This is a genomic window from Streptomyces sp. NPDC001668, assembly GCF_042893155.1.
In the GTDB taxonomy this organism is placed as follows: Bacteria; Actinomycetota; Actinomycetes; order Streptomycetales; family Streptomycetaceae; genus Streptomyces.
The window spans coordinates 444,593-469,314 of sequence record NZ_JBIAUQ010000006.1; the positions used below are offsets into that span (position 1 = coordinate 444,593).

General features: G+C 70.8%; 22 protein-coding genes and 2 pseudogenes. 6 read left to right on the forward strand and 18 right to left on the reverse strand.

Going from position 1 to position 24,722, the window contains the following annotated elements; all coding sequences use genetic code 11:
* Window positions 1-199 precede the first annotated feature (199 nt).
* Both ACFYZ8_RS21640 and ACFYZ8_RS21645 read right to left on the reverse strand, forming a co-directional pair.
* On the reverse strand, window positions 200-2,011 hold the full coding sequence (locus tag ACFYZ8_RS21640; RefSeq protein ID WP_388537684.1) for a bifunctional metallophosphatase/5'-nucleotidase: 1,812 nt from the start codon (window positions 2,009-2,011) through the stop codon (window positions 200-202).
* A gap of 169 nt (window positions 2,012-2,180) precedes the next feature.
* Window positions 2,181-3,464, reverse strand: a complete 1,284-nt coding sequence (locus tag ACFYZ8_RS21645; RefSeq protein WP_356595437.1) for an adenylosuccinate synthase — start codon at window positions 3,462-3,464, stop codon at window positions 2,181-2,183.
* 188 nt (window positions 3,465-3,652) lie between these two features.
* Here ACFYZ8_RS21645 and ACFYZ8_RS21650 point away from each other — a divergent pair, with 188 nt between their 5' ends.
* Window positions 3,653-4,498: a diacylglycerol kinase gene (locus tag ACFYZ8_RS21650; RefSeq protein ID WP_359034043.1), complete on the forward strand. Its 846-nt coding sequence runs from the start codon at window positions 3,653-3,655 to the stop codon at window positions 4,496-4,498.
* Here ACFYZ8_RS21650 and eutC read toward each other — a convergent pair.
* On the reverse strand, window positions 4,482-5,270 hold the full coding sequence (eutC, locus tag ACFYZ8_RS21655; RefSeq protein WP_359034040.1) for an ethanolamine ammonia-lyase subunit EutC: 789 nt from the start codon (window positions 5,268-5,270) through the stop codon (window positions 4,482-4,484). The genes ACFYZ8_RS21650 and eutC overlap by 17 nt on opposite strands.
* The gene (locus tag ACFYZ8_RS21660; RefSeq protein ID WP_359034038.1) at window positions 5,267-6,652 is read right to left on the reverse strand and encodes an ethanolamine ammonia-lyase subunit EutB; all 1,386 of its coding nucleotides are present in this window, start codon (window positions 6,650-6,652) and stop codon (window positions 5,267-5,269) included. The genes eutC and ACFYZ8_RS21660 overlap by 4 nt, the downstream gene beginning before the upstream one ends.
* Window positions 6,653-6,800: 148 nt before the next feature.
* Here ACFYZ8_RS21660 and ACFYZ8_RS21665 point away from each other — a divergent pair, with 148 nt between their 5' ends.
* On the forward strand, window positions 6,801-8,309 hold the full coding sequence (locus ACFYZ8_RS21665; protein WP_359034036.1) for an APC family permease: 1,509 nt from the start codon (window positions 6,801-6,803) through the stop codon (window positions 8,307-8,309).
* Here the strand turns inward: ACFYZ8_RS21665 and ACFYZ8_RS21670 are convergent.
* Window positions 8,306-8,797 carry a MarR family transcriptional regulator gene (locus ACFYZ8_RS21670; protein ID WP_359034034.1) on the reverse strand — a complete coding sequence of 164 codons (492 nt, stop codon included), beginning with the start codon at window positions 8,795-8,797 and terminating at the stop codon, window positions 8,306-8,308. The genes ACFYZ8_RS21665 and ACFYZ8_RS21670 overlap by 4 nt on opposite strands.
* Window positions 8,798-8,871: 74 nt before the next feature.
* Here ACFYZ8_RS21670 and ACFYZ8_RS21675 point away from each other — a divergent pair, with 74 nt between their 5' ends.
* Genes ACFYZ8_RS21675 through ACFYZ8_RS21685 form a run of 3 tightly spaced genes read left to right on the forward strand, consistent with a single transcriptional unit; the run spans window position 8,872 to window position 11,641 of the window.
* The gene (locus ACFYZ8_RS21675; RefSeq protein ID WP_388537687.1) at window positions 8,872-9,768 is read left to right on the forward strand and encodes an ATP-binding cassette domain-containing protein; all 897 of its coding nucleotides are present in this window, start codon (window positions 8,872-8,874) and stop codon (window positions 9,766-9,768) included.
* A complete protein-coding gene (locus ACFYZ8_RS21680; protein WP_388537689.1) occupies window positions 9,765-11,333 on the forward strand; it encodes an ABC transporter permease in 1,569 nt (522 codons plus the stop codon). Before ACFYZ8_RS21675 ends, ACFYZ8_RS21680 begins: the two co-directional genes overlap by 4 nt.
* A gap of 50 nt (window positions 11,334-11,383) precedes the next feature.
* Window positions 11,384-11,641: a hypothetical protein gene (locus ACFYZ8_RS21685; RefSeq protein ID WP_388537690.1), complete on the forward strand. Its 258-nt coding sequence runs from the start codon at window positions 11,384-11,386 to the stop codon at window positions 11,639-11,641.
* 36 nt (window positions 11,642-11,677) lie between these two features.
* Here the strand turns inward: ACFYZ8_RS21685 and ACFYZ8_RS21690 are convergent, their stop codons facing one another.
* The 3 genes and pseudogenes from ACFYZ8_RS21690 to ACFYZ8_RS21700 form a co-directional block, all read right to left on the reverse strand.
* Window positions 11,678-12,130 carry a DUF5707 domain-containing protein gene (locus tag ACFYZ8_RS21690; RefSeq protein ID WP_388537692.1) on the reverse strand — a complete coding sequence of 151 codons (453 nt, stop codon included), beginning with the start codon at window positions 12,128-12,130 and terminating at the stop codon, window positions 11,678-11,680.
* A gap of 148 nt (window positions 12,131-12,278) precedes the next feature.
* Complete coding sequence (locus ACFYZ8_RS21695) at window positions 12,279-13,487, reverse strand: cytochrome P450 (RefSeq protein ID WP_388537694.1); 1,209 nt, start codon at window positions 13,485-13,487, stop codon at window positions 12,279-12,281.
* 9 nt (window positions 13,488-13,496) lie between these two features.
* Window positions 13,497-13,696, reverse strand: a pseudogene (locus ACFYZ8_RS21700) (DUF397 domain-containing protein).
* A gap of 248 nt (window positions 13,697-13,944) precedes the next feature.
* On the opposite strand from ACFYZ8_RS21700, the gene ACFYZ8_RS21705 reads away from it, so the two are divergent.
* A complete protein-coding gene (locus ACFYZ8_RS21705) occupies window positions 13,945-15,015 on the forward strand; it encodes a MerR family transcriptional regulator (protein ID WP_388537765.1) in 1,071 nt (356 codons plus the stop codon).
* A 38-nt stretch (window positions 15,016-15,053) separates the two neighbouring features.
* Here ACFYZ8_RS21705 and ACFYZ8_RS21710 read toward each other — a convergent pair whose 3' ends face one another.
* The 10 genes and pseudogenes from ACFYZ8_RS21710 to pyrE all read right to left on the reverse strand — a co-directional run bounded on the left by ACFYZ8_RS21710 (window position 15,054) and on the right by pyrE (window position 24,719).
* Complete coding sequence (locus tag ACFYZ8_RS21710; protein WP_359034018.1) at window positions 15,054-15,719, reverse strand: response regulator transcription factor; 666 nt, start codon at window positions 15,717-15,719, stop codon at window positions 15,054-15,056.
* A complete protein-coding gene (locus tag ACFYZ8_RS21715) occupies window positions 15,716-17,083 on the reverse strand; it encodes a histidine kinase (protein WP_388537767.1) in 1,368 nt (455 codons plus the stop codon). Before ACFYZ8_RS21715 ends, ACFYZ8_RS21710 begins: the two co-directional genes overlap by 4 nt.
* Window positions 17,084-17,201: 118 nt before the next feature.
* Window positions 17,202-17,366 (reverse strand): annotated as a pseudogene (locus ACFYZ8_RS21720) (response regulator transcription factor); the annotation flags it as partial.
* Window positions 17,367-17,570: 204 nt separating this feature from the next.
* Window positions 17,571-18,488 carry an alpha/beta hydrolase gene (locus ACFYZ8_RS21725; RefSeq protein ID WP_388537696.1) on the reverse strand — a complete coding sequence of 306 codons (918 nt, stop codon included), beginning with the start codon at window positions 18,486-18,488 and terminating at the stop codon, window positions 17,571-17,573.
* 239 nt (window positions 18,489-18,727) lie between these two features.
* The gene (gene kynU, locus ACFYZ8_RS21730; RefSeq protein WP_388537697.1) at window positions 18,728-19,921 is read right to left on the reverse strand and encodes a kynureninase; all 1,194 of its coding nucleotides are present in this window, start codon (window positions 19,919-19,921) and stop codon (window positions 18,728-18,730) included.
* Window positions 19,914-20,756, reverse strand: coding sequence for a tryptophan 2,3-dioxygenase family protein (locus tag ACFYZ8_RS21735; protein ID WP_359034012.1), 843 nt, complete (start codon window positions 20,754-20,756; stop codon window positions 19,914-19,916). The genes kynU and ACFYZ8_RS21735 overlap by 8 nt, the downstream gene beginning before the upstream one ends.
* Before the next feature lie 150 nt (window positions 20,757-20,906).
* The gene (locus ACFYZ8_RS21740) at window positions 20,907-21,320 is read right to left on the reverse strand and encodes a DUF3151 domain-containing protein (RefSeq protein WP_030319763.1); all 414 of its coding nucleotides are present in this window, start codon (window positions 21,318-21,320) and stop codon (window positions 20,907-20,909) included.
* Between the two features lie 151 nt (window positions 21,321-21,471).
* Window positions 21,472-22,941, reverse strand: a complete 1,470-nt coding sequence (locus ACFYZ8_RS21745) for an MFS transporter (RefSeq protein ID WP_388537700.1) — start codon at window positions 22,939-22,941, stop codon at window positions 21,472-21,474.
* 58 nt (window positions 22,942-22,999) lie between these two features.
* The gene (gene fbaA, locus ACFYZ8_RS21750; RefSeq protein WP_351989282.1) at window positions 23,000-24,031 is read right to left on the reverse strand and encodes a class II fructose-bisphosphate aldolase; all 1,032 of its coding nucleotides are present in this window, start codon (window positions 24,029-24,031) and stop codon (window positions 23,000-23,002) included.
* A gap of 139 nt (window positions 24,032-24,170) precedes the next feature.
* The gene (gene pyrE / locus ACFYZ8_RS21755; protein ID WP_362667048.1) at window positions 24,171-24,719 is read right to left on the reverse strand and encodes an orotate phosphoribosyltransferase; all 549 of its coding nucleotides are present in this window, start codon (window positions 24,717-24,719) and stop codon (window positions 24,171-24,173) included.
* Between the last annotated feature and the right edge of the window lie 3 nt (window positions 24,720-24,722).

Sequence of the window (24,722 nt, forward strand, 5' to 3'; positions counted from 1 at the left end):
GAACACTCCCTGGGGACTGGGGTCGGGATGGACGCGCGCGCTGACGGAGAGGACTATCAGCAAAATCGTTGACAACTCAATGCGCGCGCGCCCGGACCCCATCCCTTTTGGGTGGTGTGCGACGCATATTCAAGAAATAAGCATGGCCTGCTGACAGGCTCCGCTTATCGCGTCCCCAGTGGGCGAAACTTCAACGGCTTCAGGAGAAGACCGGCGTCCCGCCCTGCGTGAGCTTCCAGTTGGTGACGGCGAAGTCCTTCGGGTCCAGCGTCCCCTTGGACGTCACGTAGTCGATCATCAGCTGGCGGATCTCGTTGGTGGAGCTGTAGGCGATGTCGGCGGCCGCGATGTGCGGGTAGCCGGAGCCGCCGTTGGCCCGGTAGTTGTTGACGGCGACGACGAAGACCTGGTCGTCGGTGACCGAAGTCCCGTTGTAGGACAGGTTCTTGATGCGGGAGCCCTCGGCCGCCGCGATGTCGATGTCGTACGAGACGCCGGCCGCGGTGTCGTACATGTAGTCCCAGAAGCTGTTGGCGTTGGTGAGGGTCGCGGTGTCCACGGCCGTGCCGGCCGGCACCTGGTGGTAGTACTTCGCCGCGTACTCCAGGTAGTCCTTGAGCTGGGCGCCGGTGAGCTTCTTGCCGTACAGGGTGTTGTCGTAGATGTAGAGCCCGGCGATGTCCTTGATGGTGACGCTGCCCGCGGGGATGTCGGCGGTGCGGGAGAAGGGCGCGGCGACCGAGATCAGCGGGAGGGCCGCGTCGGAGGTGGAGAGCCCCGCCTTCACCGTGTCCATCTGGACCTGGTGGATGAAGTCCATGATCGGGACGTCCTTCCAGCAGGACTCGGCCGCGGAGAGGTCCTGGGTGCAGGTGCCGACGGCCGTGTTGACGTACTTCACGACCAGCTCGTGGTCGGCCTCCAGGAGCTTCTTGATCTCCGGGTCCTCGTCGACCGTGTTGGGGTTCAGGGTCTGCGCGGTCTTCTTGGTGACCTTCCACTGTCCGCGCACGAGTTCCAGCTCGAAGTCGAAGACGCTGAGCCGGTAGCCCCAGCAGTACGGCTCGGACAGGAGGACGTCCTCGCCGGTCTCGTCGTTCTTCACGGTGTACGACGGCACCTCGACGTGGGTGTGGCCGACCAGGATCGCGTCGATGCCGGGGACCTGCTGGGCGACGAGGTTGGAGGCGTTCTCGACGTACGGGAGCTCGTCGCCGTACGACGAACTGCCGTCCAGGCCCGAGTGGTCGGTCAGGAAGACGACGTCACAGCCGAGGGCGCGCAGCCGGGGCACGTACTTCTTCGCCTGCTCGACCAGGCCGGGGAAGACCATCTTGCCGCTGACGTTGTCCTTGTCCCACAGCGCGATACCGGGGTTGGTGAGGCCGAGGATGCCGACCTTGATGTCGGGGGCGCCCGGCACGCAGATGCGCTTCACGGTGTACGGCTGGAAGGCGGGCTTCAGCGTCTTCGCGTCCAGCGCGTTGGCGCCGAGCAGCGGGAAGTGACACTGGCTCTCGAACTTCCTGAGCACCTCGATGCCGTAGTTGAACTCGTGGTTGCCGAGGGCGGCGGCGTCGTAGCGCATGTGGTTCATGGCGACGGCCATCGGGTGCTTGGGCGCGCCCTTGTCCGTGATGGGCTGCACGCGCGCGAAGTAGTACGCCAGGGAGGTGCCCTGGATGATGTCGCCGGCGTCGACGAGCAGCACGTGCTCCTCGCCCTTGGCCGCGCGCTGCTGCTTGATGAGCGTGGCGACTCTGGCGACGCCGACGGAGTTGCCCTTGCTGTCGGAGTACGCCTTGTCGAGGTAGTAGTCCCAGTCGAAGACGTGGCTGTGCAGGTCGGTGGTGCCGAGGATGGAGAAGGACCAGGTCTTCGGGGCCTTCACGGGCTTGTGCTCGGCGGCCTGGGCGGGCCCCGCCGCGACACTGCCCGCGGCGGCGACGGCCGCACCGGTGACGGCCGACTTCTTGACGAACTGCCGGCGGTTCATGGGACTGACGGGCATGGCAGGGCTCCTGGAAGGGGAGAGGGAGGAGGAACGAACTACCCGCGTAGATAGTTGCGTCCCGCCGGTCGCACGCGAAACCAGGAGCAAGCCATGGGCCGGTCAAGGAAGTCCATGACCGGCCCAACGACAGACGAACAAAGCCCAACGACAGGCGAACAAAAGGGATTTACAGGAACGAGTTGATCTCGATCGTCTCGTCCCGGCCCGGGCCCACGCCGATCGCGGAGATCGGGGCGCCGGACATCTCCTCCAGCGCCTTCACGTAGTCCTGGGCGTTCTTCGGGAGGTCGGCGAAGGTCTTGGCCTTCGTGATGTCCTCGCTCCAGCCCGGCAGGTACTCGTAGACCGGCTTCGCGTGGTGGAAGTCGGTCTGGGAGTACGGGAGTTCCTCGACCCGCCGGCCGTCGATCTCGTACGCGACACAGACCGGGATCTGCTCCCAGCCGGTGAGCACGTCGAGCTTGGTGAGGAAGAAGTCGGTGAGGCCGTTGACGCGGGTCGCGTAGCGGGCGATCACCGCGTCGAACCAGCCGCAGCGGCGGTCACGGCCGGTGGTGACACCCCGCTCACCGCCGATGCGGCGCAGCGCGTCGCCGTCCTCGTCGAAGAGCTCCGTGGGGAAGGGGCCCGAGCCGACACGGGTCGTGTACGCCTTGAGGATGCCGATGACCCGGCTGATCTTCGTGGGGCCGACACCCGCACCCGTGCACGCGCCGCCCGCGGTGGGGTTGCTGGACGTGACGAAGGGGTACGTGCCGTGGTCGATGTCCAGGAGCGTGCCCTGGCCGCCCTCGAACAGGACGACCTTGTCCTGCTCCAGGGCCTGGTTGAGCACCAGGACCGTGTCGGCGACGTAGGGCTTGAGGCGGTCCGCGTAGCCCAGGAGTTCCTCGACGACCTGGCCCACCTCGATGGCCCGGCGGTTGAAGACCTTGGTCAGGAGCTGGTTCTTGCCGTCGAGGGCCGCCTCGACCTTCTGGGTCAGGATCGACTCGTCGTACAGGTCCTGGATGCGGATGCCCACGCGGTTGATCTTGTCGGCGTAGGTGGGGCCGATGCCGCGACCGGTGGTACCGATCTTGCGCTTTCCGAGGAAGCGTTCCGTCACCTTGTCGACGGTGACGTTGTACGGCGTGATGATGTGGGCGTTACCGCTGATCAGGAGCTTGGAGGTGTCGACGCCGCGGTCGTTCAGTCCGTTCAGCTCGGAGAACAGGACCGACGGATCGACGACGACACCGTTGCCGATGACCGGGGTGCACCCCGGAGACAGGATTCCGGAAGGGAGGAGGTGGAGGGCGTACTTCTGATCGCCCACGACTACCGTGTGGCCGGCGTTGTTGCCGCCCTGGTAGCGCACCACATAGTCCACCGAGCCACCGAGCAGGTCGGTTGCCTTTCCCTTGCCTTCGTCACCCCACTGAGCACCGAGCAGCACAAGTGCGGGCACGCGCGTACACCCCTTCCGGGCGGGGCATGTCCAAGGTCGGGGGCGTACGCGTACGGTTCCTCCGTCGCGTGCACCACGGCCGTCGTCGGCCGCTGCCCGTCGGACCCGGTTGCCCCGGAATAGACGAAGCCCCTGGCGCAATAGCGCAAGGGGCTCTTGCACCAAGATGCTACCCGAGGAAGCGAGGCATGGCCGAGGTGGCGACTTCCGCGACTTCCGATCACCTGCTGGTGGTGATCGACCCGGTCGCCCGGCAGACGGACGGCGAGTCCGTCCGGATCGTGAAAGACGTGCTCAGCGCGGGTGCGGCGACGAAGGTGTGTCTGCCGGAGGGACCCGAGGAGTTCGCCCGGGCCCTGGCCCGGCGCGGCTCGCGGCGCCCGGTGCTGGTCGGTGACGACCGTGCGCTGATGCGGGCGGTGGTGCAGTTGCACCGGCAGCGGGAGCTGGCCGAATGTGTGCTGTCGATGGTGCCGGTGGGCCCGGTCCTGGGAGTCGCCCACTCGCTGGGGCTGCCCACGGGGGCGGTGGCTGCCGCGCGGGCGGTCCTGGAGGGGGCCGAGCGGCGCCTCGACATGCTGGTGGACGACAGCGACGGGGTGGTCCTCGGAGCCCTGCGGATCCCCGCGCCGGCCCCGCGAGAGGAGCCGGCGGAGGCGGTGCGGCCCTGGCTGCGGACCTGCCAGTCCCTCGTGCGGACCCTGGTGCCGGCCCGCCCCGCCCGGGAGACCGCGCCCGCCGTCCCCGGGCCCTCGCGGCTGCGGGTGGAGGTCGACGGGGTGACCCTGGTGGACTTGGACCAGCCCCTGGAGGCGGTCTCGGTGACCCCGGGCCACGGCGGCGGCCTGGCCTCGGTGGAGGTGCGCCCCCTGTCGGTGGGGGCGGAGGCGTCCCCGCTGCTGGCGACCGGCCGCACGGTGACCGTCACGGGGGCGGACTTCCGGTACCGGGCGGACGCGGGGGTGGGAGGACCGGTACGGAGGCGGACGTGGACGGTGCGGGAGGGGGCGTTGCGGCTCACTGTGCCGCGGTGAGCCCTTCGGAGCGCTCGGGGCCGGAGCCGGCCACTGCCTCGTGATCGTGGTCGTCCTTGAGCTCCACCCCGGTCCGCCCCAGCTCCCGCGCCCTCCCCATCAGCCCCGCCAGCTTCCCCGCCGCCCCCTCGTACGACAGCCCCAGGGGCGGTCTGATGTTGGACAGGCAGTTGCGGTCGGCGTCGGTCGTCGTCCCCGGCTTCGGCGCGTACGTCAGATACGCGCCCAGCGAGTCCGCCGCCGACATCCCGGGGCGTTCGCCGATCAGCACCACCACCATGGCCACCCCCATCGCGGCCGCCACGTCGTCACCGAGGGCCACGCGGGCCTGTTCGGCGAGGACGACCGGGGCGATCCGCCGGTCGCCGAGCCGTGCCGTCGTCGCGCGCACCACGGCCGCCGCGTGCTCGTGCACCGCCCGGCTGGAGAGCCCGTCGGCGACGACGAACACCACGTCCCAGTCCCCGGTGGGCAGATGCGCCCGGTCGGTGGGGTCGAGGCGGCGGCCCAGGTCGGGGCGCTGGAGGTAGGTGAGCCGGTCGGGGGCCGCGCTGCGGACCCGTACCGTCGGCGTCCCGGGCAGCCCCGCCGCGATCACGTCCGGCTCGAACGGCGAGTGCACCGCGTCCCGCGCGGCCGCGTGCGCCGCCTGGAGTTCGAGGCGGTGCCGGGTGGGGAGGGCTGAGCCGGCCCGGCCGAGGCCGATGCGGGCCTGGGTGCGCTGCCGCAACGCCGACCACAACTCGCCTGTCTGTACCGTCACTTCACTCATGCCGCGAGCTCCTTCCCGATGGCCGTCAGCGGATGCGAGGCCACCTCACGGATCCCGCCCCGCTCGTCCAGCAGCCCCATCGCGTCGAGCCATGCCTCGAACTCCGGTGCCGGGCGCAGGCCCAGGACCTCCCGGAGGTACAAGGCGTCGTGGTACGAGGCCGACTGGTAGTTGAGCATGATGTCGTCGCCGCCCGGAGTGCAGATCACGAAGGACGCGCCGGCCACGCCGAGCATGGTCAGCATGGTGGCGATGTCGTCGTCGTCGGCGTCCGCGTGGTTGGTGTAGCAGATGTCCAGCCCCATGGGCAGGCCGAGGAGTTTGCCGCAGAAGTGGTCCTCCAGCGCGGCCCGCAGGATCTGCCGGCCGTCGTAGAGGTACTCCGGGCCGATGAAGCCGACGACCGTGTTCACCAGCAGCGGGTCGTAGCGCCGGGCCACCGCGTACGCCCGCGCCTCGACCGTCTGCTGGTCGACCCCGTGGTGCGCGGCCGCCGACAGGGCGCTGCCCTGCCCGGTCTCGAAGTACATGACGTTGCGGCCGACGGTTCCCCGCTCCAGCTTCAGCGCCGCCTCGTACGCCTCGTCCAGCAGGCCCAGCGTCACCCCGAAGGAGGCGTTGGCCGCCTGCGTGCCGGCGATCGACTGGAAGACCAGGTCGACGGGGGCACCCTTCGCCATCAGGTCCACGCTCGTGGTGACATGGCTCAGCACGCAGGACTGGGTGGGGATGGCGTACCGCTGGATCACCCCGTCGAGGAGTTCGAGCAGGTCCCGTACGGCCTTCGGGCTGTCCGTCGCCGGGTTGATGCCGATCACCGCGTCGCCGGAGCCCAGCAGCAGTCCGTCGAGCAGGGCCGCGGCCACGCCCGCCGGGTCGTCGGTGGGGTGGTTGGGCTGGAGCCGGGTCGCGAGGCGTCCCGGGAGGCCGATGGTGGAGCGGAAGGCCGTCACCACCCGCACCTTGCGGGCCACGGCGACCAGATCCGCGTTGCCCATGAGCTTGGAGACCGCCGCGACCATCTCGGGCGTGAGCCCGGGCGACACCGCGGCCAGCGCCCCCGCATCGGTACCGGAGGACAGCAGCCACTCCCGGAACCCGCCCACCGTCATCGAGGCCACCGGCGCGAACGCGACGGGGTCGTGCGTGTCGAGGATCAGCCGGGTCACGTCGTCGCTCTCGTACGGGATCAGCGGCTCGGTGAGGAAGTCCGTGAGCGGCACGTCCGCCAGCGCCCAGCGCGCGGCGACCCGCTCCTGTTCGGAGTCGGCCGCGAGTCCCGCCAGCCGGTCCCCCGAGCGCTCGGGGCTCGCGGCGGCGAGCAGTCGGGCAAGGGTGTCGAAGCGGTAGCGGTGACCGCCGAGAACGGACGTGTAGCTCATGCCGGTGACGCTACGAGCCGCATATTGCCGCCAGATTTCTAAAGGTCTGGTTGACAAACATTTAACGCCCCGAGACCCTTGCTCGACTCATTCGGGCTACAGAGTTCCGGTTCGGCACACAGTGAACGGGCAAGAGAGGGGCCACCCGATGGCAGTGGACGAGTCAGTCGCCCCGGCGGCGAAGACGGACGGCGACGGTACGGTCCATCGATTGAAACCCAATGCCATCGGCCTGCTCGGCGTGGTTTTCATGGCCGTGGCGACCGCCGCCCCGATCACCGCGATGACCGGCAACGTGCCCTTCATGGTGTCGGCGGGCAACGGCATCGGCGCCCCCGCGAGCTATCTGGTCGCAATGGTCGTCCTGGCAATCTTTTCCGTCGGCTTCACCTCGATGGCCAAGCACATCACCTCGACGGGCGCCTTCTACGGCTTCATCTCCTACGGCCTCGGCCGCACCGCCGGTCTCGCCTCGGGCCTGCTCGCCACCTTCGCGTACGTCGTCTTCGAGCCGGCCCTCATCGGCATCTTCTCGACGTTCGCGACGGGGACGCTGAAGGACCAGACCGGGTTGCACATCCCCTGGTGGGCGTTCGCGGTCCTGATGCTCGCGGTCAACGCGACGGGCACCTGGTTCGGTGTCTCGGTCGCCGAGAAGCTGCTCGTCGTGCTGCTCGCCACCGAGGTGACGATCCTCGCCGCGATGGCGGTCTCGGTCGCCTTCCACGGCGGCGGTCCGGACGGCTTCAGCCTGGACCCGGTCAACCCGGTCAACGCCTTCAAGGGCACGTCCGCCGGTCTCGGCCTCTTCTTCGCGTTCTGGTCGTGGGTCGGCTTCGAGTCGACGGCGATGTACGGCGAGGAGTCCCGCAACCCGAAGAAGATCATCCCCAAGGCGACGATGATCTCCGTCCTCGGCGTCGGCGTCTTCTACGTCTTCGTCTCCTGGATGGCCATCTCGGGCACCGGCGAGTCGAAGGCCGTCGAGGTCGCCACCGCCAACCCGCTTCAGCTCTTCTTCGGCCCCACCGAGCAGTACGTCGGCCACTGGGCCGTCGACGTCATGCAGTGGCTCATGATCACCGGCTCGCTGGCCTGCGGCATGGCCTTCCACAACTGCGCCGCCCGCTACATGTACGCGCTGGGCCGTGAGGGCGTCCTGCCCTCGCTGAAGAACACGATCGGCCGCACCCACCCCCGGCACGGCTCTCCGCACATCGCGGGCCTGGTGCAGACGCTGGTGACGGCCGTACTCCTGCTGGCGTTCTGGGCGGCCGGCAAGGACCCGTACGACGGCACGTACGTGCTGCTCGCGATCCTCGGCACCATGGCGATCCTGGTCGTGCAGGCCGTGTGCTCCTTCGCGGTGCTGGCGTACTTCCGCACGCACCACCCGGAGAGCCGGCACTGGTTCCGGACCCTCACGGCCCCGCTGGTCGGCGGGCTCGCGATGCTCGCCGTGGTCGTGCTGCTGGTGTCCAACATGAGCGCGGCGGCCGGCAAGGAGTCCGGTTCGCTGGTACTGAAGGCCACGCCGTGGCTGGTGGCGGCGGTCGCGGCGCTGGGCGTCGGGTACGCGCAGTACCTGAAGCGGCGCTCGCCCGAGCGGTATCAGCTGCTGGGCCGGACGGTGCTGGAGGAGACGAAGGAACGCTAAGGGGCGCCGAACAGCCTCTCACGGTGCACCCGCCAGCGCTCCATCATGGCCGCGACCTCGCCCTCGACGAACTCGAAGAAGGCGAGCGTCTCGGCCATGCGGCGTCCGGCGGGAGTGTCGGCACCCAGACTGGCGACACCCTCCCGCAGGGCCCCTTCCCACCGCTTGATGACCGCCTCGCGGTTGGTGAGGGCCTCGTACCACTGGTCGCCGTGCACCCGGTAGCGCTCCCGGCGCGACCCGGGCTCCCGCTCCCGCGAGACCATGTGCGTCTGGGCGAGATAGCGCACCGCCCCGGAGACCGCGGCCGGACTGATCCGGAGCTGCTCCCCCAGCTCGGCGGAGGTCATCGTGCCCGCGTCGGAGGACAGGAGCGCGGCGAAGACCCGGGCCGGCATGCGCTGCATCCCGGCCTCGACGAGCTGGGCCGCGAAGCCCTCCACGAACTTCGAGACCGCGTCCGGGTCCCGCTCCACCGCATCCGTCATGGTCACCACCCTAACGGGGCTTCACACGCTTCCTTAACTTCACAAATTTCTGAAGGAAGCGTAATTTCTGAAGCATGACGAAGGCAATCACGGTCTCCGGGCTCCACAAGTCGTTCGGCAGGACCCACGCCCTCGACGGCCTCGACCTGGACGTCGAGACCGGTGAGGTGCACGGCTTCCTCGGCCCCAACGGCGCCGGCAAGTCCACCGCCATCCGCGTCCTGCTCGGCCTGCTGCGCGCCGACTCCGGCACCGCGCGGATCCTGGGCCGCGACCCGTGGGCCGACGCGGTCGAGGTGCACCGCAGGATCGCCTACGTCCCGGGTGACGTGACACTGTGGCGCAACCTCTCCGGCGGCGAGGTCATCGACCTCTACGGCCGTCTGCGCGGCGGCCTCGATCCCGCCAGGCGCGCCGAACTGATCGAGCGCTTCGAGCTGGACCCCACCAAGAAGGGCCGCACCTACTCCAAGGGCAACCGGCAGAAGGTCGCCCTGGTCGCCGCGTTCGCCTCGGACGTGGACCTGCTGATCCTGGACGAGCCGACCTCGGGCCTGGACCCGCTGATGGAGGAGGTCTTCCAGCGCTGCGTCGAGGAGGAGCGCGAACGCGGCCGTACGGTCCTGCTGTCGTCCCACATCCTCAGCGAGGTCGAGGAGTTGTGCGACCGGGTGAGCATCATCCGGCGCGGCCGCACGGTCGAGACGGGCTCGCTCGCCGACCTGCGCCACCTCACCCGCACCAGCGTCACGGCCGAACTCGCGGGCACGCCCAACGGGTTGGCGCACCTGCCGGGCGTCCACGACCTCGACGTCCAGGGCCACCGGGTCCGGCTCCAGGTGGACACGGACAAACTCGACGCGGTGCTGCGGCAGTTGAGCGCGTCGGGGGTGCGCTCGCTGACGTCGACACCGCCGACGCTGGAGGAACTGTTCCTGCGCCACTACCAGGACGAGGAGGCGACGTCATGACCTCGCTCGTCGGCACCGGCGTACTGCTGCGCTTCAACCTGCGCCGCGACCGGCTGATGATCCCGGTGTGGGTGGCGGTGAACGTCCTGATGGTCCTGTCCATGCCGAACACCCTCAAGGGCCTGTACGGCACCGAGGCCGAACGCACCGACCTGCTGCGCCAGGTGGCCACCAACTCCTCCTTCCGCGCGCTGATCGGCCCGGTCTTCGACGACTCCCTCGGCGCCCTCACCGCCTGGCGCGTCGGCGTCTACGCGGGGGCGCTCGCCGCCGTCACCGGCCTCCTGGTCGTCGTACGCCACACCCGGGACGAGGAGGAGAGCGGACGGCAGGAACTGCTCGCCTCGGGCGTGGTGGGACGACGGGCCTCCCTGACGGCAGCGCTGCTGGCGGCTGCCGTGGCGAGCGGGGTGCCGGCCCTGCTGGTGACGGCGGGTCTGGCGGGCCAGGGAGTGGTGGGCGCGCTGGCCTTCGGGCTCGGGCTCGCCGCCGTGGGCATGCTCTTCGCCACGATGGCCGCGATCGTCGCCCAGCTGACGGAGAGCGCGCGGCTGGCGCGGGGTCTGACGGCGGGGGTGCTGGGCGTGGCCTTCGCGCTGCGGGCGGCGGGCGACTCGGTGTCGACCGACGGGGCGTCTGTCCTGACCTGGCTGTCTCCGCTGGGCTGGCTGTCCCAGCTGCGTCCCTTCGCCGGTGAACGCTGGTGGGTGCTGCTGCTGTTCGCGGCGGCGGTGGCGGGCCAGGGCGCGCTGGCCTACGTGCTCGCGGGCCGCAGGGACGTCGGCATGAGCTTCGTGCCGACGCGCCCCGGACCTGCCGTCGGCCGCCTGGGCACGGCGGGCGCGCTGGCCTGGCGGCTGCAGCGGGGCGGTGTGCTCGGCTGGTCGATCGGCTTCTTCCTGGCCGGGGTGGTCTACGGCGGTCTCACCGACGGCGCGGCCGACCTGGTCGGCGACAACGAGAAGGCCCGGGAGATCTTCGAGCGGATGGGCGGACAGTCCGGGATCACGGACGCCTTCCTCGCCTCGATGACCGGGATGCTGGGACTGGTGGCCGCGCTGTACGTGGTCGCGTCGGTGCTGCGGCTGCACGGCGAGGAGACATCGATGCGGGCGGAACCGCTGCTGGCGAACGCGGTGGGCCGACTGCGCTGGGCCTCGGGCCATCTGGTGATCGCCTTCGGTGGCTCGGCGCTCATCATGCTGCTCGCGGGTCTCGGCTTCGCCGTGGGTTACGGCAAGCAGGTCGGCCCGGTCCTGGGCGCGTGCCTGGTGCAGGTGGCGGGGGTGTGGGTGATCGGCGGTCTCACGGTCCTGCTGTACGGCCTGGCCCCGCGCCTCGCTCCCCTGGCCTGGGGAGTCGCCGGGGCGGTCCTGCTGATCGGCTGGGTCGGCCCGGCCCTCGACGTCCCGCGGAGCGTCCTGGACCTCTCCCCCTTCGGCCACCTGCCGAAGCTGCCGGGCGGGGAGATGGAGTGGGCGCCGGTACTGCTCCTGCTCGCGCTCGCGGGGGTGCTGGTGGCGGGGGGCCTGGCGGGACTGCGGCGCCGGGACCTGACGACCTGAACCGGGGGGCCGGTCACGCGCGTCCCCGTCTCCATGAAACGGAGGTCTCCATGAGGCGGAGAGCAGACGGAGTGACGTGCGGGGGCTGTGCGCTCTCCGTGGCGGGTGCGATCGGGGCGCCCTCGCTGTGGCTGTCCCTGCCCCGCACCCGGCGCCACCTGGGCGGAGGTTTCGAGAACGAGGGCATGGACTGGACGGTCCTGCTCACGGAGCTGCCGTTCGTGGTGCTGGGAGGAGCTTTGCTGCCCCTCCTGGCCCTCACTCTGCTGGTGCGGCTGACGGGCCGGCGACGGTCCCAGCAGGACTGACCCGGCCGGGCCGACCGGGCCGACCGACCGTGGGGGTCAGGCCACCGTGAAGTCGGCCGCCTTGGTGTCGAGGGTCGTGTCGCCGTCCTCGGCGGTGACCAGGACAGCCACGTGCCACAGGCCCCGCGGGGAGCCCTCGGCGTCGGCGCGGGTGACGGCGACCTTGTAGGTGCACCGCTCGCTGTCCCCGCCCGAGGGCTTGCAGGTGGCCGACTCGACGGCGGCCATCTCCTTGGCCGTCAGCCCCTTCTTGGCGAAGGACGAGTTCGCCGGCCAGGCCAGCACCTTCACGCTCTTGACGTCGGAGGACGCCGTGACGTCGGTCGTGAAGGTCAGCGAGCCGTCACGGTCGGCGGTGGGAGCGGTGTAGCGGGCCGTGCTGTGCGCCAGAGCCGGGGACTGGTCCCCGGCGTAGGCGAGGGCGAAGGCACCGGCGCCTCCGAGGACGACGACACCGGCGGCAACGGAGACAGCAATACGACGCGACATGAGAAATTCTCCCCGACAGGCTCAGTTGGATCTCATCGGCACTCTTGGTGGCGCCGTGCGTCCCATACTGGTCGCGCGACGAGCGCCGGGTATGAGCACGCGTACTCAACTGGAGCCTGAGTAACGGCCGTTGCGTCCTCGCACCTACCTACGGGAGGGCGTTGACCCGCAGCCCCTCCAGCCCCCGGATCACGAAGTTCGGCTTGCGCTCCGGCTCGGCCGCCAGGGCGAGCGTCGGGGCCTTCTCCAGCAGGGCCGTCATGGAGGCGGCCAGTTCGATACGGGCCAGGGGGGCGCCGATGCAGTAGTGGATGCCGGCGCTGAAGGAGATGTGCGGGTTGTCGGCGCGGGTGAGGTCGAGGCGCTCGGGGTCGCGGAACACGGCGGGATCGTGGTTGGCGGAACCGAAGAGCATGGCGATCTCGGCGCCGCGCGGGATGGTCGTGCCGTCGATCTCGATGTCGTCCAGGACCCAGCGTTCGAAGAGCTGGAGCGGGGTGTCGTAGCGCATCAGCTCTTCGACGGCCCGGGGCACCAGGGAGTGGTCCGCGCGCAGTGCGGCGAGCTGCTCCGGGTTGCGGAAGAGGGCGTACCAGCCGTTGACCGTGGAGTTCACGGTGGCTTCGTGACCGGCGTTGAGCAGCAGGACGGCCGTGGAGATCATCTCCTGCTCGGTGAGCCGGTCGCCCTCGTCGTGGGCGGCGATGAGCCCGGAGATGAGGTCGTCGCCGGGCTGCTCGCGCCGCTCGGCGATGAGCCCCCGCAGATAGTCGGAGAACTCGACGGAGGCCCGCACGGCCCTGTCGGCCACGTCCTGCGACGGGTTCAGCTCGTACATCCCGCAGATGTCGGCCGACCAGGGCCGCAGCGGCGCCCGGTCCTTCTCGGGGATCCCGAGCATCTCGGCGATCACCGCGACGGGGAGCGGCTCGGCGACGTCGGTGAGCAGATCACCGCCGCCCTCGGCGACGAGCCGGTCCACCAGCTCACCGGCCAGCTTGGTCACGTACGGCCTGAGCTGCTCGACCGTGCGCGGGGTGAACGCCTTCGACACCAGACGCCGGATCCGGGTGTGGTCCGGCGGCTCCAGGTCGAGCATGCCGTGGTCGTTGAGCGTGTGGAACGGCTCGTGCGCGGCGGGCGGCGCGGTCCGCCCGAAGTCCTCGTGCGAGAACCGGTGCTGATAGGTCCGCCCGAGCCTGCGGTCCCTGAGCAGCGCGGAGACGTCCGCGTGGTGCGGGACGAGCCACTGGTCCGTCGGCTCGAAGTACTGCACACGGCCTTGCGCGCGGAGCTCGGCGTAGGCGGGGTAGGGGTCGGCGAGGAAGGCCGGGTCCCAGGGATCGAAGGCGGTCATACGGGGACGCTAGCCCGGCAGGCGGCCTTCTGAACAGGGGTGTTCCTTCAGGTGGTCGATGAGCGCGGTGAAGGCGGGGGTGGGGAAGGAGAGGGTGGCTCGGGCGGGGGCCTTGGAGTCTTGGACGGCTATGCGGGGGGTACGTCCGCGATCTCGACGCAGGTGTCACCGTCGCCGCCGCCGGAGTACGGGGACTTGCGCCAGTGCATCACAGCTCGTTTTTCAGGCGGTGGATGAAGTCCCGCGACGCCACGGGTTCCAGTGACGCTGCCTGCATCTTAAGGAAGAGTGTTCGAAGCTGTTTCAGCTGAGCCTCCGCGTCGATGAACCGCTCCGCCTCGGCGCATGGGACGCGGCGCCGAGGACGGCCGCGGCCTCGCCCTGGTCAGCGCCTGTGCCGATGTCTGTTGACCCTCGACCTTGTGCAGGGCCCAGAGTTCGGGGCGTGGAGAACGACATGTTCAGCATCGGTGAGACGGCCCGCGACAGCGGACTGGGGGTGAGTGCCCTGCGGTTCTACGACCGTGCCGGTGTGCTCGTGCCCGCCTGGGTGGATCCGGTGAGCGGTTATCGCTGGTACGAACCCGGGCAGCTCGAAGAGGCCCGGCTGCTGGCCCGCCTGCGCCGGGCCGGGATGCCCCTGGCGGACATCCGGCTGGTGCTGGCCAGTTGGTCCGGCGCGGACACCGACCTGCTTCGGAAACTGCTCGAAGCACACCTGCGCCGCCTGGAACAGGGGCTGTCCGAGGCCCGCAGTGAGTTCTCCACACTCCGAGCGCTACTCGATCAACGGGAGAACGGCATGACTTCGCTCCGTACCGCCACCGTCCAGCTGACCACCGCCGCGCCCGAACTTGCGGCCGCCCTCGACACGGTTCGCTTCGCGGCGAGCACCGATCCGGAGCTGCCGATGCTCGGCGGGGTCCTGTTCGACACCGAGGGCGGGAGCCTCCATGTCGTGGCCACCGACCGCTACCGCATGGCTGTCGCGCGGGCCGGTGTCGCCGGGCACGACGGGAACCGGGTCCAGGCCATCGTGCCCGCACCCCTCACCGACGCGATGCGGGCGCTGTTGCACGGCGAGGAACCCGTCCGGCTCTCCCTCGACAATGACCGCGTGACGCTGGAGGCCGGGGACGGGCAGGCGGCCGGCCGCTGCCTCGACCACGACTTTCCCGACTACCGCCGTCTCCTCCCCCGGGCCGGCGAGCGCCGCGCCCTCGTCGATGTCGCGGACTTCCGTGAGGCCCTGGAGACGGGCCCCGTCCGGCCCGACGAGACCGGAGCGCACGACCTCAGCGTGCTCAGCGTGGAGGATGACGGCACGGTGACCCTCTGCGCCGACGGTGACGGCGGCGATCCGAACCGCGTCGCCGTGAACCGCCGGTTCCTGCTGGACGCGCTGGCCGCCGGAGCCCGGGACCGACTGCTTCTGGAGTTCACCGCCCCCACGGCGCCGATCGCGATCCGCCGACCCGACGACGAGAGCGGCTTCTCGATCCTGATGCCGGTCCGCCTGGAGGACTGACGCCACGGCACCACGCCGATCAGGCGCCGCGCGCACCCCTACCCCGGCGTCACCAGCCGCGCCTCGTACGCGAACACCGCCGCCTGGGTGCGGTCCCTGAGGCCCAGTTTCACCAGGACTCGGCTGACGTGGGTCTTGATCGTGGACTCGGCCACCACCAGGCGTTCGGCGATCTCGGAGTTCGACAGGCCCTGGGCGATGAGGACCAGGACCTCCGTCTCGCGGTCGGTGAGGTCGCCGTAGGCGGTGTGGGCGGAGGCCATGAGGCGCGGGGACTCGGAGAGTTTGGAGAACTCCGTGATCAGGCGTCTGGTGACCGAGGGGGCCAGGAGCGCCTCGCCGGAGGCCACGACCCTCACCCCGTCGGCGAGTTGGCGGGCCGAGGCGTCCTTGAGGAGGAAGCCGGAGGCTCCCGCGCGCAGGGCCTGGTACACGTACTCGTCGAGGTCGAAGGTCGTCAGGACCAGCACCTTCGCCGTGCCGTCCGTCGCGACGATCTCCCTGGTCGCCTCGATGCCGTTCAGCTCCGGCATGCGGATGTCCATCAGGACCACGTCGGGGGCGAGTTCGCGGACCCGGTCCACCGCCTCGCGTCCGTTGACGGCCTCGCCGACCACCTCGATGTCCGGCATCGCGTTCAGCAGCACCGAGAAGCCCTCGCGGACCATCATCTGGTCGTCCGCCACCAGCACCCGGATCGTCATGCGTCGTCCTCGTCCTTCAGCGGCACCGGCAGGAACACCGTCACCTCGTACCCTCCCTCGTCCGTGGCCCCCGCCGTCATCTCGCCGTTCAGCATGGAGACCCGCTCCCGCATACCGGTGATGCCGTGCCCCGCTCCCGGCGAGGGCTTCAGCAGCGACAGCTCGGGCCGCGGGCCGTTGACTATGCGCAGGCCCAGGCCGCCCAGGACGTATCCGATCTCGACCCGTGCGCTCGCCCCCGGGGCGTGGCGCAGGGTGTTGCTCAGGGCCTCCTGGACGATCCGGTACGCCGACAGCTCGACGCCCTGCGGGAGTTGGCGCACCGCCCCGGTGACCGTCTTGTCGACGCTCAGGCCGGCTCCGCGCACATTGTCGAGGAGGGCGTCGAGCTCGGCGAGGGTGGGCTGCGGGGCGTCCGGTGCCTCGTAGTCCTCGGCGCGGACCACGCCCAGGACCCGGCGCAGCTCGGTGAGGGCCGCCACCGCGTTCTCCCGGATGGTGGCGAACGCCTTCTCCAGCTCGGGGGGCGGGTTCTCCACCCGGTAGGGGGCGGCCTCCGCCTGGATGGCGACGACCGACATGTGGTGGGCCACCACGTCGTGCAGCTCGCGGGCGATGGTCGTGCGCTCCTCGAGGAGCGTGCGGCGGGAGCGTTCGTGCTCGGTCACCGTCTGCTGGGCGGTCACCGTCTGCTCGGCGCTCCGGCGTATGTGCCAGACGCTCACGACGAGCAGGGACAGCGCGGAGACGAACAGCATCTCCACGGTGTTGGAGCGGTAGTAGTGGCCGCTGCCGAGAGCCGCCTGCCATATCAGGCCGTAGGCCCCGGTCAGCAGCCACATCCACGCGGCGGTGCGCGGCCTGGTGCGCAGGGCCACCACGGTGAGCACGACGAGGTGGCAGGCGAAGCCGCCCGGTAGCCACGGCCAGTCCTGCTGCCAGGAGTTGACGAACCCCATCGGATAGGCGACCGCGGTCGCGGCCAACGACAGCCAGAAGGCCATGACCGGCCGCACCATGGTCAGCAGGATCGGGACCAGGGCGAGCAGGCCGACGACGAGGTTGGTGGTCGCGCCGCGGCCGCTGTTGTCCGAGCCGATGAGCATCGCGATCAGGCCGGCCGCGGTGATCAGCGTGTGGGGTGCCCAGACCGCGTACTCCCGCAGCCGCCCGGTCAGCAAGCGGGAGAGCCCCTTGCCGGCACTCCGGGGAGGCAGCGGGCGGTAGGCGAAGGCGTCACTGATCAGGTCGTGCCGCAGGCCGCGCAGGGCGTCCACGGCGGCCCTGAACTCCGGGCTGCGGGGCTGGTACGCGTCGTATCCGCCGCTGCCGGCCTGCGGAGGTGTCGTGTGCGTCTCGGTCATCTGGGTCACGTTCAAAACGGTAGGCGGGGGCGGGGGTCACCGTCGTCACCAGTGAGACGGGTCCTTCGGGGTCCCTCTCAGGTACTACGGGTCCGGGTCCGGGTCCGGGAAGGGCCGCTCACCGGTACCCCGAGGGCCGCACCAGCCCCGACTCGTACGCGAACACCGCCGCCTGCGTACGGTCCCTCAGCCCCAGCTTGACCAGGATGCGGCCCACATGCGTCTTCACGGTCTGCTCGGCCACCACGAGCCGCTCGGCGATCTCCGCGTTCAAGCCGGCGGCCCGTGAGCCCCGCGCCGTCGTCACCGCCTGCCTGGCGGCCCGTGAGCCTCCCGCGGTCGTGCCCCTCTGTCTGGCGCCGCCCCCTCCATCCGCTCCCCACAGCCACGGCTGTCGTCCGCGTCACGCCAGGGAGCTCACTGGCGTCGTAGCTCTCAGGTATTACGGGTATCACCGGGAGCGCCGGAACACTCGCCGGGACCCACGTCACCACGCCAGCTGCGCGATCTCCTCCGCCACCACCGCGCACGCGTCCGCCGCCGGGTCGATCAGGGGGAAGTGGCCGACGTCCTCCAGCAGGGTCAGCCCAACCACCTCGCCCGCCTTGGCCGCGGCGTCCGCGTACGCCTCGGCGACCGCCTGCGGGACGACCGTGTCGGTGCGGCCCTGGACCAGGGTGGTCGCGATGCCGGTGGGGAGCAGCAGGGCGGGGTCGGCGTACGGCAGCCGCGCGGCGAACCCCTCTTCCCCGCCCAGGAGTTGATGGCACGCCCCGCCGCACACGTCCAGCTTGTCGGCGACCGTGAAGTCGGCGATCGGGGCGAGGGCGACGACCCCGCGCAGGGGTGCCGGACGGTCGGTGCGCCACGCGGCGTCGGCCGGCAGGAGATGCCGGGCCGCGGCCCACAGCGCGAGGTGGCCGCCCGCGGAGTGACCGGTGACCACCATGCGGCGCGGATCGGCCTGCGGCAGGAACTCCCGTACCAGCCCGGGGAGGGCGTCCATCGCGGCGGCCACGTCGTCGAAGGTCTCGGGCCAGCGCCCGGCGACCGGGCCGATGCCGCCCCCGGCACCCTGCCCCGGTACGGACACCCCACCCCGCCGGTACTCCACATTGGCCACCGCGAAGCCCCGCCGGGTCAGGAAGTCGGCGAACGGGGTCACATGACGCCGGTCGTAGGGTGCCCGCCACGCCCCGCCGTGCAGGACGACGACCAGCGGCGCGAGGACGCCTCCGGGGACCGCCTCCTCGCGCGGGGCGTAGAAGTCGATCACCTGGTCGGGGTCGTCGCCGTACGAGGCCGTGGCGTCGGGGTCGACCTCGGCGTGCGAGAAGGCCGACTCCTCCTCGGCCGCGGCGCGGGCTTCTGCGGCGGCACGGGCAGCGGCGGCGTCGTCCGGCATGCTCCAACCTCTCAGCGATGAAACGGATTTGACGGACCGTGAAGCATCCTGGAAGGGGATTCGGCCGTTGGCCGGGACGGTATCAGGCCGATGACGTGCGCGGACACGAGGATGTCACGCTCGGTGAGACTCAAACGGTTCTGCTGTTCCGTCACGCCGACGCCGGGTCCGCCCCGGCCGATCCGCAGCGCCCCGAGGAGCCGCCACCGGGCGGTCGCGGCCCCCTGCTACGGACACGGTCAGGCGAGCGTCTCCGCCAGCACCCGCGCCGCCCGCTCCACGTCCGCGAACCCGACGTACAGCGGCGTGAAGCCGAACCGCAGCACGTCCGGGTGCCGGAAGTCGCCCACCACACCCCGCTCGATGAGCCGCTTCATCACCTCACCGGCGTCGTCACAGCGCAGCGCGACCTGGCTGCCCCGCTCGGCGTGGGCCAGGGGGGTCACGCACTCGACGCGCCCCTCACCGACGTACGACGTGACGCACTCCAGGAAGAAGTCCGTCAGGGCGAGAGACTTGGCGCGCACCGCCTCGACCGTCACGCCGTCCCACACCTCCAGGGCCGCCTCCAGGGCGAGCATGGAGAGGATGTCGGGGGTGCCGACCCGGCCCCGCAGCGCGCCCGGCGCCGGTTCGTACGAGGGCCGCATCCCGAAGGGCTCCGCGTGGGAGTTCCAGCCGGGCAGCGGGGAGTCGAAGCGGTCCTGGTGCTCGCGGCGGACGTACAGGTACGCCGGTGAACCCGGGCCGCCGTTAAGGTACTTGTAGGTGCAGCCGACCGCGAGGTCGACGCCGTGCGCGTCGAGACCGACCGGAAGGGCGCCCGCGCTGTGGCACAGGTCCCAGACGGCGATCGCGCCCGCCGCGTGCACGGCGGCGGTGAGTGCGGGCAGGTCGTGCAGGCGCCCGGTGCGGTAGTCGACGTGGTTGAGCAGGACGGCCGCCGTACGGTCGCCCAGCACGCCCGGCACCTCCGCCGGGGTCACCGCCCGCAGGGTGCAGCCGGTCATGCGGGCCGCGGACTCGGCGATGTACCCGTCCGTGGGGAAGGTGGTCGCGTCGACGACCACCTCGTCCCGGCCGGCCGCCGGACCGCCCGCGAGCCGCACCGCCCCCACAAGTGCCTTGAAGACGTTGACACTTGTCGAGTCGCCGACCACGATCTGCCCGGCCGCGGAACCCACCAGCGGGGCGATCCGGTCGCCGATCCGCTCCGGCGCGGTCCACCAGCCGCTCTCGTCCCAGGACCGGATCCGCAAGGACCCCCACTGACGGCGTACGACGTCCTCGACGCGCCCCGGGACGGCGGCCGGGAGCGCGCCCAGTGAGTTGCCGTCCAGGTACACCACGTCGCCGAGCACGAACCGGGAGCGCACGCCCGCCAGCTCATCCGCCGAGTCCGACTTCTCCGCGCGCAAGGTCAGTTCAGACATGGGACCGCGCCGTCCACAGCTCCGGGAACACGTTGTTGCGCGCGCGCTTCTCCAGCCAGGCCACCCCGGCGGAGCCGCCCGTGCCGGCCTTGGAGCCCATCGCGCGCCGGGTGGCGACGAGATGGTCGTTGCGCCAGCGCCACACCAGCTCGGCGACATCGGTCAACGCCTCACCGAGGCGGGCGAGTTCGTCGTTCTCGGGGCCGGAGTAGAGGGCCGTCCAGGCGGCCTCGACCTCCTCCGACGGCTCGTACCGGCGCGAGACGTCCCGGTCCAGGACCGAGGAGGGGATCGCGTGCCCGCGCCGCGCGAGCAGCCGCAGCACCTCGTCGTACAGGCTCGGCTCGTGCAGTGCCTTCTCCAGCTCGGCGTGGACGCGGGGCGCGCCCCGGTGCGGGACGAGCATGGACGCGGACTTGTCGCCGAGCAGGAACTCCATGCGGCGGTACATCGCCGACTGGAAGCCGGAGCCCTCGCCGAGAGCGCTGCGGTACGAGTTGAACTGCGCCGGGGTCAGCTGGCCGAGCGGCTTCCAGGAGGCGTTCAGCGCCTCCAGTTCCCGTACGGAACGCTTCAGCGCGGCGACCGCGGTGGGCACGTCGTCGGAGCGCAGCGCGGCCGCCGCGGTCTCCCACTCGTGCACGATGACGGTGAACCACAGCTCCATGACCTGGGTCGTGACCAGGAAGACCATCTCTCCGGGATCGTCGGAGAGGGTGTGCTGGAGGTGGGTGAGCACGTCCGCCTTGACGTAGTCCTCGTACGGCGTCGTGCCTTGGAAGTCGAGATGCGGGGTCTCCGGCTCCTGCGTTTCCTGAGCCTCATGGGACGACATCGCTGTCTCCTGTTGTGTACTCCGGGTAGCGGTCCGCCCTGCCGTTACCGACACGGGGCCCCGGTCCCCGCCGGGCATCCTCTTCCATGCTCCCCGCAAAAGGCAAGGCCCGCCTGATCACCCAGGCGGGCCCGGAGAACGTACGGCGGATCAGCCCAGCGTCTGGGCCGCCGTCGGCGAGGAGTCCTTCAGGAACTGCGAGCAGCGCTCGTACTCCTCCTGCTCGCCGATGGATCCGGCGGCACGGGCGAGGGCGTGCAGGGCGCGCAGGAAGCCGCGGTTCGGCTCGTGCTCCCACGGGACCGGCCCGTGGCCCTTCCAGCCGTTGCGGCGCAGCGAGTCCAGGCCGCGGTGGTAGCCGGTACGGGCATAGGCGTACGACTCCACGACGCTGCCCCGCTCGAACGCCTCGTCGGCGAGCTGGGCCCAGGCGAGGGAGGAGGTGGGGTACTTCGCGGCGACATCCGCGGGGGCGGTGCCGTTGGCCAGGAGCTCACGGGGCTCCGGGTCGTCGGGGAGGTGGGTCGGGGGCGGGCCCCCGAGAAGGTTCTCGTGAATGGACATGGGTCCAGTCTCCCTCGCGGAAGGTCTGGTTTCGTCTGCGGGTGCGTGGGGGCCGGTCGCGCAGTTCCCCGCGCCCCCGAACAGGTGGGTACAGCTGAACAGGCTTTCGATGCAGCCGCCCGCACCCGCAGCCGATCCACCCGCAGCCGATCTACGACAGCCTTCCCCGAGCCCGCTCCCCCTCCAGCGGCGGCGCCAGCACCGCTCCGTGCGTCCGGCATTCCGGCCGACGGCACCCCGCCGGCAGCGACCGCACCGTCACGAACGCGATCACCGCTCCCACCACCAACACCCCCGCGCACACCGTCATCGCCCGCCCGAACGCGTCATCGAAAGCCGAAGCCGACCGGTACGCCTCCTCCCCCATCCCCGCGACCAGCGGCAACGCGGCCACCGCGATCAGGCCCGCCGCCCGGGCCGCCGCGTTGTTGATGCCGCTGGCCAGGCCGGCCCGCGCGACATCCACCGAACCGAGCACGGTCGCCGTCAGCGGGGCGACCAGCGCGACCATGCCGGTGCCGAGGACGAGCAGCGCGGGCAGGACGTCCACCACGTACGACGCCCCCGGCCCGACCCGCAGCATCAGCAGCATCCCCGCCGCGCACAGCAGCGGCCCCACGGTGAGCGGGATGCGCGGCCCGATGCGGTCGGCGAGGGCGCCCGAGCGGGCGGAGAACAGCAGCATGAGGGCGGTCGTCGGCAGCAGGGCCGTACCGGCCTGGAGGGCCGACCAGCCGACCACCACCTGGAGCTGGAGCGCGGCCAGGAAGAAGAAGCCGCCGAAGGCCGCGTACACGCACAGCGTCACCAGATTCACCGCGGTGAACTGCCGGGACGCGAAGATCCCGAGCGGCATCATCGGATCGGGCCGCCGCTTCTCCACCACCACGAAGGCGACCCCGGCGGCCACCCCGGCGACCGCCGTCACGGCGACCACCAGGGAGCCGGAACGGGCCTCGATCAGCGCGTACGTCACCAGCGCGAGCGCCAGCGCGCCGAGGACCGCACCGAGCACGTCGAAGCGCCCGTGATCAGCGCGCCCGTCCGCGGACTCGGGGACATGCCGTACGGCGATCGGCGCGCACACCAGTGCCAGCGGGACGTTGAGCAGGAACACCCAGCGCCAGCCAGGACCGTCCACCAGCCAGCCGCCCACGAAGGGCCCGACGGCCGCCCCGATGCCGCCGAACCCGGACCACAGGCCCACGGCCCGGCCCCGGTCGTCGGGATGGAAGGAGGCCTGGATCAGGGCCAGGGACCCGGGCGTGAGCAGGGCGCCACCGACCCCCTGGAGGGCCCGGGCGGCGACGAGGACACCGGCGTTCGGGGCGAGCCCGCACAGCAGGGAGGCGGCCGCGAACCACACCACCCCGACCACGAAGACCTTGCGGCGGCCGAACCGGTCCCCGAGGGAGCCGCCGAGCAGGATCAGCCCGGCCAGCGTCACCATGTACGCGTTGACCGTCCACTGCAGGGCGCCGAGGTCCGCGTCCAGGTCGCGGCCGATGCGCGGCAGGGCGACGTTGACGACGGTCGAGTCCAGCAGCGCCATGCTGGAGCCGAGGACGGTGGTGAGCAGGATCCACTTGCCTTGCGGCGAGGCCAGCCGGACGTCGGACATGCCCCAGGTATACAGCGAGCCCGGTGCCGTAGCACCGGGCTCGCGCAAAACGCGGGTGTTACTTGATCTTCGTGCCCGCCGAGCGCAGGTTCTGCGTGGCCTCGACGACACGGGCGGCCATCGACGCCTCGGCCAGCTTGCCCCAGGTGCGCGGGTCGTAGGTCTTCTTGGAGCCGACCTCGCCGTCGACCTTCAGGACGCCGTCGTAGTTGCGGAACATGTGGTCGGCGACCGGACGCGTGAAGGCGTACTGGGTGTCGGTGTCGATGTTCATCTTGACGACGCCGTTCTCCAGCGCGGTGCGGATCTCCTCCTCCGTGGAGCCGGAGCCGCCGTGGAAGACGAAGTCGAACGGCTGGGACCCGGCCGGCTTGCCGAACTTGGCGGCGACGCCGTCGTTCAGCTCCTTCAGCAGGTCGGGACGGAGGACGACGTTGCCCGGCTTGTACACACCGTGGACGTTGCCGAAGGAGGCGGCCAGCAGGTAGCGGCCCTTCTCACCGAGGCCGAGCGCCTCCGCCGTACGAATGGCGTCGTCGACGGTGGTGTACAGGGAGTCGTTGATCTCGTGCGAGACACCGTCCTCCTCGCCGCCGGTCGGGGTGATCTCGACCTCAAGGATGATCTTGGCGGCGCGGGCGCGCTCCAGGAGTTCCTGGGCGATGGAGAGGTTGTCGGCGAGGGTCTCCGCCGAGCCGTCCCACATGTGCGACTGGAACAGCGGGTTGCCGCCGGCCTTCACACGCTCCTCGGACACGGCCAGCAGCGGGCGTACGTACCCGTCGAGCTTGTCCTTGGGGCAGTGGTCGGTGTGCAGGGCGACCGTGACCGGGTACTTCTCGGCGACGATGTGCGCGAACTCGGCGAGGGCCACGGAACCCGTGACCATCTCCTTGCTGTACTGACCGCCCAGGAACTCGGCACCGCCGGTCGAGATCTGGATGATGCCGTCGCTCTCGGCCTCAGCGAAGCCGCGCAGCGCAGCGTGCAGGGTCTGGGTCGAGGTCACGTTGATGGCCGGGTAGGCGAACTTGCCCGCCTTCGCCCGGTCCAGCATCTCGTTGTAGACCTCGGGGGTTGCGATCGGCATGTGTCCGCTCCTTGTATCTGCGGGTTGGCGTACTGCGTGCTTACGGCCCTGACCTAGACCTTGTGTGGGGGTTCGACGTCATCGTCGGCCTCATCTTTCCAGACTTGGCCGGATGGTCCATCCCGTGGTCACTCCCTGGTCAGTCCAGGCCCAGCTCGTCCTTCGAGTACGCGAAGAGATACGGCACACCCGCACCCTGCTCGATCTTCTCCGCGGCGCCGGTCGCCCGGTCCACGATGGTCGCCACGGCGACGACCTCGGCGCCGGCCTCGCGCACGGCCGCGACCGCTTCGAGGGGGGAGCCGCCGGTGGTGGAGGTGTCTTCGACGACCACGACCCGGCGGCCCGCGATGTCAGGGCCCTCCACCCGCTTCTGCATGCCGTGCGCCTTCGCCGCCTTGCGTACGACGAAGGCGTCGAGCCTGCGCCCGCGCGCGGCGGCGGCGTGCAGCATGGCCGTGCCGACCGGGTCCGCGCCCATGGTCAGACCGCCGACCGCGTCGAACTCCAGGTCGGCGGTCAGGTCAAGGAGCACCTGTCCGACCAGGGGGGCGGCCTCGCCGTCGAGGGTCACCAGGCGGAGGTCGACGTAGTAGTCGGCCTCCAGGCCCGACGACAGGGTCACCTTGCCGTGCACCACGGCCTTGTCGAGGATCTGCTGCTTCAGGGCGGCGCGTGCGTCAGTCATGCC